The sequence below is a fragment of the Streptomyces sp. NPDC127197 genome, from assembly GCF_042672405.1.
Classification (GTDB): domain Bacteria; phylum Actinomycetota; class Actinomycetes; order Streptomycetales; family Streptomycetaceae; genus Streptomyces; species Streptomyces flavusporus.
In genome coordinates this window covers 98,149-113,325 of record NZ_JBHXVG010000005.1, presented here as the reverse complement: position 1 = coordinate 113,325, position 15,177 = coordinate 98,149, and the positions used below count along the sequence as shown (strand labels likewise).

The window sequence follows — 15,177 nt, the reverse complement described above, 5'->3', positions numbered from 1 at the left end:
GCCGGGCCCGTTACCTGGGACCACCGCACGGCCGGGCCTAGCGTCGGCGCCATGACTCAGACCCCCGCCGTAAGCGCCACCGAAGCCGTCGCTCCCGTGGTCCTCGAGATGGTCCGGCTGATCGCTCCGCGCAAGCCGGACGTGGCACAGCCGGACCACCGCCTCATCGGCGACCTCGGCTTCCACTCCCTCGTCCTCGCCGAACTCGGCTACAACCTGGAGGACCTGTACGGCCTGCGGTCGCTGACCCCCGAGGAGGCCATGAAGCTGGAGCGCGTCCGCGACGTGATCGACTTCGTGGGCACCGAGGTGGCAGCCGGCCGCGCGCAGCTGCCCGCCGAGGACGAGGTCACACTCCTCTTCGGCCGCTACGGCCTCGACGAATCCGCGGCATGACCGGCCGCGCCTTCGACCGCCCCTCCTACGCGCTGGCCGCCGAGCTGGAGAGCATGCTCGGCGATCCGGCCACCGGGAGCGGTCCGTTCAGCTTCGCGGAGATCGTCGAGCATGAGGAGAACGGCTCACTGCCGCCGGGTGCGGTGGGCCTGCTGCGCTCATGGGGGTTCTCCCGCTACCTCGTGCCGGAGGCGTTCGGCGGTGGCCTGCGGAACCTGGAGCAGCTGTTCCTGCTGACCCGGGTCCTCGCACGCCGGAATCTGACCGTGTCGGTGATGTTCGGCTCGGCCCTGCTCGGCGTCAACCCGGTGTGGCTGTGGGGCGACGAGGCACAGCGTTCCCGGGTCGCCGAGGGCATGCTCGGCGGGGACCTCGCGTGCTTCGCGGTGTCCGAGCCGGACCACGGCAGCGACCTCGGGACGAACGAGACGGTCGCGGTGCCGGACGGCGACGGCTACGTCCTCACCGGCGAGAAGTGGCCGGTCGGCAACGCCACCCGGGGCCGGTTCCTCACGGTGTACGCGAACGTGCCGGGCGTCGGCTCGTCGCTGCTGCTGCTCGACAAGTCCCGGCTGGACGAGTCGACGTGGGACAACCACCCGTTCGTCCGCACCGTGGGCCTGCGCGGCCACGACCTCAGCGGGATCACGTTCCGCGGGACGCACGTGCCGGACGGAGCTCTGCTCGGCCGGCCCGGCGGGGGCCTGCCCGGCATCCTCCAGGTCCTGCAGATCACGCGTACGGCGATCGGCGCGCTCTCGGTGGGCACCATGGACTCGGTGCTGCGGATCGCGCTCCGGCACGCCCGGGAGCGGGTGCTCTACGGCCGGGAGATCTATCACATCCCGGTCATCCGGCGGCACTTGGTCCAGGCCCATCTGGACCTGCTGATCGCCGAGTGCACCGCGGTCCCGGTGACGCGCTCGCTGTCCGTGGCCCCCTCCCGCCTCAGCCTGTGGTCGTCCGTGGTCAAGTACCTCGTGCCGACCATCGGCGAAGAGGTGGTGGCCGAGGCGGCGCGGGTGCTGGGGGCGCGCAGCTATCTGCGGGAGGGCGTGGCCTCGGGCGTCTTCCAGAAGCTCCAGCGCGACCATGCGATCGCGAGCATCTTCGAGGGCACCACGCACGTCAATCTGCACAGCATCGCCTCGCAACTGCCCGCGGTGGCCCGGGTCGCCGACCGGCCGGCGCGCGAGGGCAACACGATCCTGCGCGCCCTCTTCGACTGGTCCGAAGAGGCGCCCTTGTGGCAGCCCTCCGGCCGCGCGCTGCGGCTGACCAACGCCAGCGAGGACGAGATCACCCGGGGTTGGGAACCCGCCGTGGCCCGAGCCCGGCTGATCGCCGAGCGGGAGCTGCCGACCGCCGAGGCGGTCGCGCTCACCAAGGTCCTCGATGAACTGTCCACGCGCCGCAAGGCGTTCTACACCCTGATCGCCACGGGTGAGCTCGACGCGGCCACGGCCGAAGCCCAGGACGTCGCCGTGGAGCACTGTCTCCACCATGCGGCCGCCTCCTGCCTCTACACGTGGCTGTACTCCTTCGAGGAGGAGCGCACCGCGCCCGTCGGCACCGCCTGGGTGATCCTGGCCCTTCAGCGGCTGCTGTCCCGTCTCCAGCCGGGTGCGGACCTGGACGAGTCGCTGCTGCCGCGACTGGAAGAGCTGATGCTCGCGTGCCTCGACGGTCCGGAGCACTTCTCGCTCCAGGCCGTCAAGGCCGCCTGCCGCCTGGCGTGAGGCGTGCGCCGGCTCCGGCCGGGCGGAACGTTCCGCCCGGCCGGAGCCGTCAGGCCGCCGGGTGACCGGCCCTCGTCGTGTGGACGGTCCGGACACCGTCCACGTCGGATGCCGGGGAGTGTTCGGTGTCGCCGGAGCGCCCCGTGTGCGCCACGACATGGCGGACGAGGGCGTGGACGCGGTACTCGTATCTGCCCTGACGGTTCGTCTGCACCAAGGAGGCATCGGCGAGTTCGGCGAGCAGGTGGGCAACGCGTGTCATCTCACGGTCACGGCCGGGCCGGCTTGCGAGGACGTCGTCCAGGGAGAAGCCGTCGGGCAGGGTGACCAGGTCGTGCAGGAGTGCCCGGTGCGGCCGGGGCAGCAGGTCGTAGCTCCAGCGCACGCTGTCGGACAGAGTGCGGTGCGCGCTGAGTCCGCTGGCGTCGACCTGGTCGAGCAGCTGGAACAAGGTCTCCTCGCGCAGTAACGAGGTCAGCGGCAGCGATCTGAGGCGCTGGGCGGCGATCTCGATGGCCAGCGGTACCCCGTCGAGGAGCCGGCACAGCGCGGTGACCTGCGGCAGGTGCTGGGCGAGGTCCAGCGTCGGCAGGCAGGCCTGGACGCGGCGGAGCAGCAGTTCCACCGCGCTGGGCGGCGGCGCGTCGCGCCCCTCCCGGCCGTCGACGCGCAGCGGTTCGACCTCCCAGCTCTCGGCCGCGGCGGCGGCCAGGGCCCGCCGCGAGGTGACGAGCAGATGCAGCCCGGGGTGCTGGTCGAGCAGCTGCCGCGCGAGACGGGCGGTCTGCCGGACCACGCGCTCGGCCGCGTCCAGGACCAGCAGGCGCCGCCCGGGTCCGACCGGCTCGCCGGTCAGTTTCCCCGTGATACGCGCCAGTTCGGCCTGCGCACGCGCCGGGTCCAGGTGCTCCGGCGTGCAGTCGTGCAGCTCGGCGACGGCGACCCCGTCCGGGAAGAGCGGACGCAGCCGGGACGCCACCGCGAGCGCGAGGCGGGTCTTGCCCACGCCTCCGGGTCCGGTGAGCACGATCAGCCTGCTGCGCTGCGCGGCGGCCAGGATGTGCCGCATGTCGGCCTGGCGTCCCACCAGCGGATCGCCGAGCGGCCGGGGCCCGTGCCAGGGTGACGGCCTCGCCGTGCGGTCGCGGTGCGTCTCCGAGCGCTGTTCGGGTATCAGAGGCCAGTTGACGCCACCCCACGATGCGGTTTCCGCGGGCGCCGCGCCGAGGGCGCTGAGCAGCAATTCCACGGAAGTCCGCCGTGGATTGGTGTTGGAGCCGGTTTCGAGATTGCGGATCGTCCGGACGCTGACGCCGGAGCGCTCCGAGAGCTCCTCCTGTGTCCAGCCGGTGATTCTCCGCCGATTGATCAGAAATTCACGCAGTTGATGAACGTCCATTCTGCCGTAGGAAGTGAACTCATCCTGAATCACCATTGACAGAATCCCCCTTGGAAATGAAACAAAGATGGCCGCCACCTGCACATCACGCCACTTCAAGGCAGTTGACGACGTCCCCACGAAGTCAACACCGGCGTGTCCATGTTTAGGCCAAGACCGGACCCTACTCGACCGAACGAGCGAGCGGGAGTTCCGGCCATTACAGGAAGGCGCCACCTGACCACTTGCTGCCAGGCGGGGTTTGGTCTACGCCAGGCAGACGACGGCCAGAAGGTAGCCGGAACGCGCGGTCCAGCGCCCCGAGAAACCGCCCGAACCGTCCGGCGGAGCACCCTGGAACGTGCCGTCGGAGGCCAGCCGCACCCGGAAGTCATTAAACCCGAAACGGCTTCCGAGCCATGGTGAAAACGCCTTGTAGGACGCCTCTTTGGCGCAGAAGAGCAGCCGGTCGAGCGGCACGTCGGCTGCCGCGCGAAAGTCGGCTTCCAGCCAGTCGCGCTCGGCGTCCGGCACGGTCCGCGCCGCGACGACGGCGGGCAGCGGTTCGGCCGGCTCCGCGTCGATGCCGAGGCCGGCGACGTGCACGGCGCGGGCCACGGCGGCGGCGCGGTAGCCGCGGCAGTGCGTCATGCTGCCGACGACGCCGGCCGGCCATCGCGGTGCACCCAACTCCCCCGGAACCAGCGGCTCCGCGGCCACGCCGAGGCGGGCGAGCGCCCGGCGCGCACAGCCCCGTACGGTCGTGAACTCGAGACGCCGATTCTCCACCACGCCCTCCACCAGGGCCTGTTCGGCGGGGAAGAGCACGATCGCCGCCTCCGGACCGGCATCGCCGTACGCCTCCCAGGCCTGGACACCGTCCGGCACGAGGTCAGCGATCACGCCCGAACTTCCCAGAAAATGCAGCCGGTTGACACACCCGCAACCCGAGGGACTCCTGCGGCGAGTGCGAGATTAGTGTGAAGATGATGAAGATCCAAGGAGTGACGGGGACCACGGGGGTGCTCCATGTTGCAGAGATTAGGGCTCGACGGACTCACCGACGCGGTGTACAAGCGGCTCATCGCCGGACGGTACCGGAGCGCGCACGACCTTGCCGACCACCTGGGAGTGACCGCGGACGACGTACGACTGGCGCTGGAGCACCTGGCCAAGCTGGACCTGCTGCGCTCCGTGGGCGACGGCGTCGGCGAGCTGGTGGACCCGCGCCTCGGCCTCAAGGCCCTGCTGCTGCGGCGGATGTCCGGAATCGAGGAGCAGCTGCGGGAGTTCGAAGAGGACCGAGCCGCGGTCATGTCGCTGATCGACGAGTACACCGAGGCGCGTCCGGGCGGTGGGGAGGTGCCCGGTTGCTCGTACGTCACAGGCCGCGACGCCGTCACCGACCAACTGCGCGAGATGTCCGACGGGGCCGGCGCCGAGTGGCTGGCCTTCCTGCCGGACGGTTCGCCGTCCGAGAGCTGGCTGGAGCCCCTGCAGGCGCTGCAACGACAGGTCCGCGCCCACGGCGTGGAGACCCGCGCGGTCACCACGGACAGCATCCGCGGCGACGCCCGGGCCGGCCTGCGCGCCGCCTGGGAGGGCGAGCCGGGCAGCAGGGTGCGCACGGTGCCGTCGCTGCCGGTGCACCTGCTCGTCGTCGACCGGTCGAGGGCGCTGCTGCCGGCGGACCCGGCCGACCCGTGGCACAGCGTCCTGCAGATCACGACGCCCGGCGCCGTCGAGGCACTGACGGCCCTCTTCGAGGGCGTGTGGGAGAACGCGGTCCCGCTCGGCAGCGCCGCTCCCGGGGTCGACGAGCACGGACTCAGTCCCCGCGAGAAGGAGTTGCTGCGCCTGCTGGCGCGCGGCCTGAACGACGACACCATCCGCAGACGCCTCGGCGTCTCGCTGCGCACGGTACGCCGGATCGTCGCGGAGCTGTGCGTCAGGCTGGGCGCGACCAGCCGCTTCGAGGCCGGGTACCAGGCGGCCAAGCGCGGCTGGATCTGACGGCTCGTGACGGTCTCCCGGTGCCCCCCGGGGGGACGCCGGCGGTGAGCGGCAACTTTCTCCGGCCGAGTTGCCGGTGCACTGCCTGGCCGGGCCGGTGACGCATCGACCAGCATGCTGGGCGGGATCCGCGGCACCGGCCCGGACGAGCAAGCACACGAGCGATGGGGGACGGACGACGATGGAGCGGTCACGTCCCGGGGAGACTCCCGCGGAAGACGCCCCTGAGGAGGCTGAGGAGCCGCAGGGCACTCCCGCGAAGCTCCCGTCGCTGTGGCGCAACCGCGACTATCTGATCTGGTGGTCCGGCGAGGGTCTGTCGGCGCTCGGCACCAGCATGTCGACCCTCGCCTTCCCCCTGCTCATGCTGTACGTCACCGGTTCGGCGACGCAGGCCGGCACCATCACCGTGCTGCACATGCTCGGCCGGCTCGGCACGCTCGTGCTGGGCGGGGCCCTGGCGGACCGGGTGTCGCGGCGGGCCTTGCTGAGCCTGGCCGCGCTGGTCGAGGCGCTGTCGATGGGCGCTGTCGCCTGGCTCGTGTACCGGGGCGATCCCTCGGTGCTCGGCCTCCATGCGCTGGCTCTGGTCAGCGGCCTCGCGGCCGGGCTGAGGTCCGGGGTCACCGCTCCGGTGCTGCGCCGGATCGTGCCAAAGGAGCAGGTCGCCGACGCGACCGCGCAGGGCATGGGCCGCGACCTGCTGGCCCAGCTCGTCGGCGCCCCGCTGGGCGGTCTGTTCTACGCCATGGCCCGCTGGGTGCCCTTCCTGTTCGACGCCATCTCGTTCCTGTGCATCATGCTCGGCTCGCTGCTGATCCGCCGGCCGCTCGGCCCGGACCGGCGCGACGACGGGGAACCGCGGGCCGGCCTGTTCGCGGACATCAAGGACGGCCTGCGCCTGATCCGGCGCAGCGACTATCTGGTGTTCACACTCGCCTGGGGCGCCCTGCTGAACACGGTTGCGCAGGGCTTCACCCTGCTCTTCGTCATCATCGTCCAGCACCGCGGCGGCAGTCCCACCACGGTCGGCGTCGTGACCTCGCTCGCCGTCGCCGGCGGTGTGCTCGGCGCCGTAGCCGGCCCGTGGCTGATGCGGCGCATCGGCGCACGGCGGGTGCTGCTGCTGTCCGCGTGGCTGTTCGCGGCGTCCTTCGCCGCCGTCGCGATGGTCCCCCGGCCCTGGCAGATCGGCCTGGTGATGATGATCGGCATGACCAGCATGGTGCCGATGAACGTCGTCACCGAGTCGTACGAGGTCCGGCTGGTCCCGGACGCGTATCTGGGCCGGGTCGCCTCGACAGGCCAGTTCTGCTTCCAGGCCGTGCAGTGGACCGGCCCCCTGGCGGCGGGCCTGCTCGCCGACGCGGTGGGCGTGGAGCGGGCCGTGCTGATCCTGGCCGCCGCCATGGCCGTACTCGCGCTCGCGCTGCATGTCGCCCGTCGCCGACTGACCGTCCTCGACACACCGTTGGCCGAGGTTCAGGAGCTCCCGCTCCCGGCGGCCGCAGACCCCGGGGCGCAGGACCTCCAGGACCCCGCCGAGCCCGGGACACACCGGGACGGCCCGGCGGAGGAACCCGTCCTCACCCCCCGTCGAAGGGCCGGGCGGACTGATCCACCCCGTTCAGCAGTGGAGGGACAACACATGGCCACGTCAGTGGAATTGGGCATCGTCACGACGGGCATGGCCTTCGGCGAGCGGCGCAGCGTGCGCGAGACCGCGGCCGACTACGTTCCCGACCCCGAGGCAGTCACGGGCCTCGGCTACGAGACGTACCACCGCGCCACCGAGGGCGCCACCGCCACCGACCTTGCCGCTCAGGCGGCGCGCGAGGCCCTGGAGAACGCGGATCTCGGCATCGCGGACGTCGACCTGATCGTCGTGGGCAACTCCGACGTGCCCGAGTATCTGGGCTGGGACCCGTCCGCAGCCGTGGCGAGGGCGCTCGGCGCGCACGGCACACCCACCGTGCTGTTCACCCAGGCGTGCGCCGCCTGGTCGCCCGCGCTGGACCACGCGGCCGGCGCGATGGCCCTCTCCCCCGGCACCGACACCGTGCTGGTGGTCCTGGTCAACGTACTGAGCGAGGCCCACAGCAACCGCATGGACTTCAACGGCTGCGTCGCCAGCGACGGAGCCGTCGCGGCCGTCGTACGACGCGGCCATCCGCGCCTGCGCCGGCTGTCCTCGGCGCAGTTCACCAACCCCGAGTACGCGGACCTGTTCCGCATCGAGTACGGCGGCGCCGCGGTCCCCGTACCACCGCCGGGCCGCGGCCTGCGGGACGTCAGCCCGATGGCCTCGGTCTACCGGCACTTCGGACGGGACCCCGAGCGCTTCCAGGCGTTCATGAAGGAGGTCACCGGGCGGCTCGCGGACGTGATCGACGAGGCCCTGGCCCGCGCCGGACGGGATCGGAGCGAGCTGACCCGGCTCATCCACCTCAACGACAACCAGCAGACCTTCCGCGCGGTCGCCGACGCGGTCGGCATCCCCGTCTCCCGCACCAACGCCGAACTGGCCCGCGGACTCGGCCACATGGGCGCCGCCGACCAACTGGTCTGCCTGTGGCGGCACATCGAGGCCGGCGACCTGGCACTCGGGGACCTGGTGGCGCTCACGGGTGTCGCCTCCCCGGGCATGCACTGGTTCTGCACGATCGTCGAAGTGTGAGGCGGCGGCCCCCTCCTGAGCGTCGCGAGGACGTCACGCACCTGCGAAAGGAAACACCACATGCCCGTCGAGCCCCATGCCTCGCCGGTGATGCCCTCGGCCGTCTCCGAGGCGGACATCGCCGGCTTCGTCGTCGAGCGCTTCCTGCCCGGCCTCGACGCCGCCGACCTGGACCCGGACTACGACCTGCTGGCCACCGCCGTGATCGACAGCCTCGGTGTGCTGCACATCGCCGCCTGGCTGGCGGACGAGCACGGTATCCACCTGCCCGACGAGGAGCTCACCAGCCGCAACTTCCGTACCGTACGCACCATCCGGGCCACAGCCGGGCGCGCGGAGGCCGGGGAGGGACGCGCATGAGCCGCTCCGTCGCCACGGCCTTCGCCGAACGCGCCGCCTCGCAGCCGTCCGCTCCCGCGCTCGTCTGGGAGGGCCGCACGGTCGGTTATGCCGAGTTGCACGCCATGGCCTGCCGGGCCCGTACCCAGGTGGAGGCCGCGGCGCCGCACGCCGACCGTCCGGTGGGCCTGCGGGTACCGAAGTCGCCGGAGACGGTGGCCCTGGTGCTGGGCTGCCTGATGGCGGGACGCAGCTTCCTGCTGCCCTCGCACGAGCTGCCCGACCTCCCGCTCAAGGAGCTGTACGAGCAGGCCGGTTGTGCGGTCGTCCTCGGTCTCGCCGACGGCCCGCTCGTCGACGTCGTGGTGGACCCGGCCGCCCCGCTCTCCCACACCGCCGAGGAGCACCGTCCGCCGGCCGAGGACGCCGAGGACGCCATCGGCTTCATGCTGACCACGTCCGGCTCGACCGGACTGCCGAAGATCGTGCCGCTGACGTCCGGGGCGGTGTCCCGCTTCACGGCCTGGGCGGCCGAGACCTTCGCCATCACCGCGGGCACGACCGTCCTCAACTACGCCCCGCTCAACTTCGACCTGTGCCTCCTGGATGTGTGGACCACCCTCGCGTACGGCGGCACCGTCGTCCTCGCCGACCCCGAACGGGGCACCTCGCCGCACTATCTGCGCGACCTGGTCGCCGACCACCGGGTCACCCTGATCCAGGGCGTACCGCTGCTGTTCCAGCTGCTCGCCCGGGCGGCGGCCGAGAGGGGCCCGCTGACCACGCCGGAGTACCTGGTCTTCGCAGGCGAGAGCATGCCCGCGAAGGTGCTGGCGGGCCTGCCCGAGGCCTTTCCCGAGGCGCGCTGGTTCAACAACTACGGCTGCACGGAGACGAACAACAGCTTCCTCCACGAGGTGGACCGCGACGGCCCGGTCACCACCCCGCTGCCGATCGGCAGGCCGCTGCCCGGCGTGCGCTGGCTGATCGTCGACGAGGACGGACGCGCCCTGACCGGCCCCGGCCAGGGCGAGCTGCTGGTCAACACCCCGTTCCAGACGGCGGGTTACGTGAACGTCCCGAACGACGAGAAGTTCGGCCCGCACCCCGACGGCGTGCCCGGCCTCGTGTACTACCGCAGTGGCGACGTCGCCGTGCGACACGAGGACGGCTCCCTGAGCGTGCTCGGCCGGACCGACTTCATGGTCAAGGTGCGCGGCACCCAGGTGAGCACGCAGCACGTCGAGAGCATCCTGCTGGAGCACCCGGCGGTCGTCGAGGCCGCCGTCGTCGCGCTCCCCGACCCGGTCGCGGGCCACCGTCTGCACGCCCGCATGCGCCTGACCGAGCCGGGCGCCGCGAACATGCTTGCCCTGCGCCAGTATTGCGCGGAGCGCGCGGTGCGCGCGGCCGTCCCCAGTGTGTTCGAGCCGGTGTCGGAGCCGCTGCCGAGGACGTCGACGGGCAAGGTCGACCGCAATCGGATCAGGGCCGAACTGTCGGCCTGCTGAGGCGACGCGGAAGGGGCTGCCCGGCCACGCGAGCCGGGCAGCCCCTTCGTTTGCTCCTATGCCCCGTCAACTCCGCGCGGTGCGGAAGCCCTTGGTCACGGAGCTGACGCCGATGGCGAGCACGATGAGGGCGGCGCCGCTGTAGACGGGGTCCGGCGTCTCCCAGAGGGTCTTGGCGTCGGCGAGGAAGTCGGGGTTGAACAGCTCCTGCTGGTACAGCACCCAGGCCAGCGGCAGCGTGAACACCGCCTGGGCGACGGCGTACCAGGTGGCCAGCCGGAGGGTCCAGCCGCGCGCCACGACCCGGGCGAGCCCGACGGCCACGAGACCGGCGAGTCCCGCGAGTATCGGCCAGATCCACCCCGACCACAGGTCCGGGTTCAGCACCTCCAGCCACTTGCCGTCCCCGGCGGCGCTGTCACCGTCCGCCCAGTACGGCTCGGCGGTGTGCTGCCAGATGATCAGCGCGAACAGGAAGGCGTCCCACACCACGGCGGCGAAGGCTCCGATGCCGCCCTTGTCGGGCTGCCGGACATCGGGAAGGTCGTCGGGCGTCCAGCGGGCCGCTCCTGTCACGCCCCGGCGGTGCCGGACCCGCTCGGCCACGGCGAACACCAGCGTCAGTACGGCGACCAGCTGTGCGCCGACCGTGATCAGCGTGCCGACACCGGAACGCAGCGCGGCACCGATGTCGTCGGTGTCCGCCACCTCCAGCAGCACGAGCCCGACGGTGATCACCGGAAGCACTGTGGTCAGCAGGGCCACCAGCAGTCGGAGGTAGGCGGGGTAGAGGTCGGGCCCGATCAGGGCGAGCGGTCGTTCCGTGTAGCGGGAGGCGTACCGTACCGGGTCCCCCATCTCACTGAGCACCTCGCGCTCCGCGGCCTGCGGGTCGTCGGCGTTCCGTCCCTCGACGGTGTCGGCGATCGTGGCGCGGAGTTCCTCGGCGATGTCGTCGCGCTGGTCGGCCGGGAGCCGCCGGACGACCTCGTGCACGTAGCGTTCAGTGAGCACGCCCGTACTCATTCGTTCTCCTTGGTCAGTCGTGAGATCGAGGCGACGAGGTCCTGCCACTCGCGCACCAAGCCCGCACGGACCCGGGAGCCGTCTGGGCTGACCTGGTAGAACTTGCGCGGCCGGGACTCGTCGGTATTCCACTCGCTCGTGAGCAGGCCCTGCTTCTCGAGGCGTCGCAGCAGTGGGTAGAGCGTGTTGCCGTCGACGGTAACCCCCGATTCGTTGAGCGTCTCCAGGAGCGCATAGCCGTACTGCGGCTTCCGGAGCAGCGCCAGACAGGCCAGCACGACCGTCCCGCGACGCAGCTCCTGCGCCTGGCTGAGGGTCAGTTCTTCTACGGACACACAGCACACGATACTGTGCGCCGCACACTAATGTCACCCCCCGAACAACGTGCGCCGCCTGCCCCCGACGGCACGGGCACGGTACGCGGCACGAGAAGCGGCCGGGCGAACGGAAGGGGACGTCGACAGAACTCCCGTGCGACTAGGGCCGTACGCAGCACAAGCAGCACCGCGGCACCCCCAACGGGGCGCCGCGGTGCAGGAGCTTCCGGGCGAACTCACAAGTGAGAAACGCCCGTTCTGAAGTTGTGGGGGCGGCGGGCACCCCCAGGTGTCCGCCGCGGGGTCATGCCGTGCGCCCGGCGACCAGCCACTTCGACGGCAGTTCGATCCTGGCGCCGTCCGGGCCGGACTCCGTGGTCGTCAGGGGCAGTTCGCCGCTCGCCAGCACGGTGAGCCCGGCTGCCCGCAGGTAGTCGGGCACGGCGGCGTCGGCGACCTCGCCGGGGGCGATGCCGTGCCGGAAGACGGGGGCGAGCTTGGCCGGCGGGCCGGCGGGGCCCTGAGCCAGACCGCGCAGGACGGCACCGGCGGCCTCGGCGAGCTCGACGAGGAAGACCCGGCCGCGGGCGCCGACAAGCGTGGCGATGCCGTCCACCAGTGGCTGCCGGTCGTCGGGCTCGCACTGGTGGAGTACACCGCGCATGTACACGTTGGCATCGCCGAGCTCCGCGTGCAGCGCCTCGGTCTCACTCTTCTCGGCGGCGTCCAGTGCTCGGTAACCCGCCTGCCCGGCGGGATCCCCGTACCGGGCGTGCTCGACGGCCGCCACGGACAGGTCGACGCCGAGGACACGCCGGAAGCGGTCGGCGAGGTAGCGGGTCTGGGTGCCGTTGCCGCAGCCCAGGTCGACCACGGGCAGGCCGGGGTCGGTCAGGTGCGGCTCGAACAGGGCGAGGTGGCGGCCCGCGGTGATGGCGGGCTCGGCGTCCCAGAACACGGCGCCCTGCTCGCGGGGCGCCTCGCGCCAGAACGCCTCCCAGGCCTCCCGGTACCGACTCGTCACGCTCATGGCCAACTCCCCAGGTCCGACGCCGATCCCACCGTAAGTGACGGGCCAGTACGGTGTATCGCGCCCGGGTCCACGGTCACAAGCACACGGCACATACCTTCACGGCTCGTTCGACAGGCCCACGGCCCCTGCGCCTGCTGATTCAGCGGCGCGGCAGCGTGAGTTCGAACCAGACCGTCTTGCCCGCACCCCTTCGGCTGGCGCCCCACTCGCGCGCGAGGGTGCTGACCACGCGCAGTCCGCGCCCCGCCTCGTCGCCGGGCCCGGCGCCCCGCAGCGTCGGCAGGTCGTGATCGTCGTCGTCCACCTCGCACAGCAGCGTGTCGCCGCGCACCAGACGCAGTTCGACGGGCCGGCGGTGGGAGTGCCGTACCGCGTTGGTGACGAGTTCGCTGACCATCAGCTCGGCGCTGTCCGCCAGCCGGGCCAGGCCCCAGTCGTGCAGCTGCTCGCGGACGGCGGCGCGGGCCCGGCCCACCTCGGCCGGGTCGAGGGCGAGCCGCCATTCGGCGACGTCGCCGGGTTCGATGCCGTTCAGGCGGGCCATCAGCAGGGCCACGTCGTCCTTGCGGCCGCCGCGGGTGTTGAGGGCGCGGATGATGGTGTCGCAGGCGTCGTCCATGGACGCGGCCGGGTGCGCGGCGGACTCGCACAGCGTGGCGAGGCCGACGCCGATGTCCTCGCCGCGCACCTCGACCAGCCCGTCGGTGCACATCACCAGCCGGTCGCCGGGCCGCACGCGCACGCGTACCGCCTCGAAGGGCACCCCGCCGACGCCGATGGGCGCACCCGTGGGCAGGTCGAGCAGTTCACTGCGACCGTCCTCCGCCCGCACCAGTACCGGAGGGATATGGCCCGCGTTGGCCAGGTGCAGCTCGCTCGCGATCGGGTCGTAGACGGCGTACAGACAGGTCGCCAGGTAGGTGTCGCCCAGCCGCTGGGCGAGGTCGTCGAGGTTGCGCAGCAGCTGGGCGGGCGGCAGGTCCAGGGCTGCCATGGTCTGCACGGCGGTCCGCAACTGGCCCATCATGGCAGCGGAGTTGAGGCCGTGGCCCATGACGTCGCCCACGACGAAGGCGGTGCGGGCGCCGGGCAGCTTCACCGAGTCGAACCAGTCGCCGCCGACCCGACCGAGCAGGGTGCCGGGCAGATAGCGGGTGGCGATGTCGCAGCCCGCCATGCGTGGCGGGATGTGCGGCAGCATGCTGTCCTGGAGGGTCTCGGCGACGCTCTCCTGGTAGGTGTACATGCGCGCGTTGTCGAGCACGAGGCCCGCGCGGGCGGCGAGTTCGGCGCCGGTGACCCGGTCCATGTCATTGAACTCGGCGCGCTCGGGATGGCGCAGCAGGATCATGAACCCGAGCACCACACTGCGTGCCTTCAGCGGCACGACGAGCATCGAACGGCCCGTGATCAGCGGCCGGATGTCCCGCTTCTCGAACTGCGAGGCGATGGCGTGGCCCATCTGCTCGCTGATCCGCGGCACCAGGACGGGCTCGCCGGTGGTCATGCACTGGAAGAAGGGTGTGTGCGCCGGGAACGGCATGGCCTCGCCGACGGGGACGACGTCGTCCCAGCGGCCGGGTTCGTCGGTGTGCTCGACGGCGACCCGGTGCCACATGGTGGTGGTGTCCGGCACGCCCTCGGGGAATCCCTCGCCGGCGACGACCTGTTCGCGCAGGTAGGTGCCGGCGACATCGGTGAAGCGCGGTACGACGGCCCTGCTGACCTCGACGATGGTCCGCGCCAGGTCGAGCGAGGTGCCGATCCTTCCGCTCACCTCGTTGAGGAACTCCAGGCGCTCGCGTACGGCGGCGTACTCGAGGTCCTCGCCGTCCTCGTCGTCGTCCCGCAGTTCCTCCGGTACGGTCTCGCCGGCCGCCACGGCCCTGGCCAGTCGCTCGCGGCGGGCCTTGCGCTCGGCGCGCCGGGGCACGCCCCAGTCGGGGGTGACCGGCACCCGGTCGTTCTGACTGAACTCCAGTACCGGATAGCCCAGTTCGAGGACCTGCACGACGATCCGGGCGCTCTCGTCGACGCTCATGCTGGGCAGGATCTCGGGAAGCCTGCGGGCGAGTTCCTCGGCGCCGGGAAAGTCGGTGTGCAGGGCGAAGGCGGGCGCGATCCGTTCGACGGCCGCGTCCTCGTCCGGCTCGTGCGGGCGCAGGGCGGCCGCATCCGCGGCAAGCACGAGCAGCCGCTCGAGGCCGGGTCCGATCAGCGGGTACGCCCACCACAGCACGTCGACCCGGCCGCCGTCGGGCACACCGACCCGGGCGCGGCCCGCGGCCGGGTAGGAGAGCCCTCCGTCGAGGGAGGCCTGCAGGTCGGGTCCGAGGCCGTCGTACCTGCCGTACGGCCCGTACGGCGTGTCCTCGGGGTCTGCGGGCAGCGCTCCGGAGACGGGGAGAAGGTCGGCCGCGGGCCGGCCGATCGCGGACTCCTTGGCGGCGCCGAAGAGGCGTCGCGCGCCGGAGCTCCAGTGGGAGACGAGGCCGTCGCGATCGACCACGACCACGGCCAGCGGGATGCGGCCGGCCGGGGCATGCCCCGTCGGTGCACCGCTTCCGGCCTGGTGGTCGGGAGGTGCTTGCCGGTCGGTGCCACGGTCCATGGCCCAGTCCCTCTCCCCACGACTGTGCAAGATCTAGATCTGTGCCCCCGTCACCCACCGTACGGCGACACCCCTCCACGATGTGCGGCAATACGGGAATTGATGTCGCCGACCGCGCGGGCGCACGCCCTGCCGCG

At 71.8% G+C, this 15,177-nt stretch carries 12 protein-coding genes; 6 read left to right on the top strand and 6 right to left on the bottom strand.

The genetic code is table 11. From position 1 onward, the window contains the following. Positions 1-51 precede the first annotated feature (51 nt). Together ACFVJQ_RS10050 and ACFVJQ_RS10045 are read left to right on the top strand one after the other, a co-directional pair. A complete protein-coding gene (locus tag ACFVJQ_RS10050) occupies positions 52-396 on the top strand; it encodes an acyl carrier protein (RefSeq protein WP_385782414.1) in 345 nt (114 codons plus the stop codon). Beyond that, entirely contained in the window at positions 393-2,135 is a 1,743-nt protein-coding gene (locus ACFVJQ_RS10045) for an acyl-CoA dehydrogenase family protein (protein WP_385782411.1), read from the top strand. The genes ACFVJQ_RS10050 and ACFVJQ_RS10045 overlap by 4 nt, the downstream gene beginning before the upstream one ends. 49 nt (positions 2,136-2,184) lie before the next feature. Here ACFVJQ_RS10045 and ACFVJQ_RS10040 read toward each other — a convergent pair whose 3' ends face one another. Both ACFVJQ_RS10040 and ACFVJQ_RS10035 read right to left on the bottom strand, forming a co-directional pair. After that, positions 2,185-3,570, bottom strand: coding sequence for a helix-turn-helix domain-containing protein (locus ACFVJQ_RS10040; RefSeq protein ID WP_385782408.1), 1,386 nt, complete (start codon positions 3,568-3,570; stop codon positions 2,185-2,187). Between the two features lie 210 nt (positions 3,571-3,780). After that, on the bottom strand, positions 3,781-4,416 hold the full coding sequence (locus ACFVJQ_RS10035; RefSeq protein WP_385782405.1) for a 4'-phosphopantetheinyl transferase: 636 nt from the start codon (positions 4,414-4,416) through the stop codon (positions 3,781-3,783). A gap of 126 nt (positions 4,417-4,542) precedes the next feature. Here ACFVJQ_RS10035 and ACFVJQ_RS10030 point away from each other — a divergent pair, with 126 nt between their 5' ends. The 4 genes from ACFVJQ_RS10030 (at position 4,543) to ACFVJQ_RS10015 (ending at position 10,053) form a co-directional block, all read left to right on the top strand. Next, entirely contained in the window at positions 4,543-5,526 is a 984-nt protein-coding gene (locus ACFVJQ_RS10030; RefSeq protein ID WP_385782402.1) for a LuxR C-terminal-related transcriptional regulator, read from the top strand. A gap of 181 nt (positions 5,527-5,707) precedes the next feature. Then, entirely contained in the window at positions 5,708-8,203 is a 2,496-nt protein-coding gene (locus ACFVJQ_RS10025) for an MFS transporter (RefSeq protein WP_385782399.1), read from the top strand. Positions 8,204-8,263: 60 nt separating this feature from the next. Then, positions 8,264-8,563, top strand: a complete 300-nt coding sequence (locus tag ACFVJQ_RS10020; protein ID WP_385514263.1) for an acyl carrier protein — start codon at positions 8,264-8,266, stop codon at positions 8,561-8,563. Beyond that, positions 8,560-10,053 (top strand): AMP-binding protein, encoded by a 1,494-nt coding sequence (locus ACFVJQ_RS10015; protein ID WP_385782396.1) that lies wholly within the window; start codon positions 8,560-8,562, stop codon positions 10,051-10,053. Before ACFVJQ_RS10020 ends, ACFVJQ_RS10015 begins: the two co-directional genes overlap by 4 nt. A gap of 66 nt (positions 10,054-10,119) precedes the next feature. On the opposite strand, the gene ACFVJQ_RS10010 is transcribed toward ACFVJQ_RS10015, so the two are convergent. The 4 genes from ACFVJQ_RS10010 to ACFVJQ_RS09995 all read right to left on the bottom strand — a co-directional run bounded on the left by ACFVJQ_RS10010 (position 10,120) and on the right by ACFVJQ_RS09995 (position 15,040). Beyond that, a complete protein-coding gene (locus ACFVJQ_RS10010) occupies positions 10,120-11,079 on the bottom strand; it encodes an HAAS signaling domain-containing protein (RefSeq protein ID WP_385782393.1) in 960 nt (319 codons plus the stop codon). Further along, on the bottom strand, positions 11,076-11,414 hold the full coding sequence (locus ACFVJQ_RS10005; protein ID WP_385514266.1) for a PadR family transcriptional regulator: 339 nt from the start codon (positions 11,412-11,414) through the stop codon (positions 11,076-11,078). The genes ACFVJQ_RS10010 and ACFVJQ_RS10005 overlap by 4 nt, the downstream gene beginning before the upstream one ends. Positions 11,415-11,700: 286 nt before the next feature. Continuing rightward, positions 11,701-12,426, bottom strand: a complete 726-nt coding sequence (locus ACFVJQ_RS10000; protein WP_385514267.1) for a class I SAM-dependent methyltransferase — start codon at positions 12,424-12,426, stop codon at positions 11,701-11,703. A 142-nt stretch (positions 12,427-12,568) separates the two neighbouring features. Further along, a complete protein-coding gene (locus tag ACFVJQ_RS09995; RefSeq protein ID WP_385782388.1) occupies positions 12,569-15,040 on the bottom strand; it encodes a SpoIIE family protein phosphatase in 2,472 nt (823 codons plus the stop codon). Between the last annotated feature and the right edge of the window lie 137 nt (positions 15,041-15,177).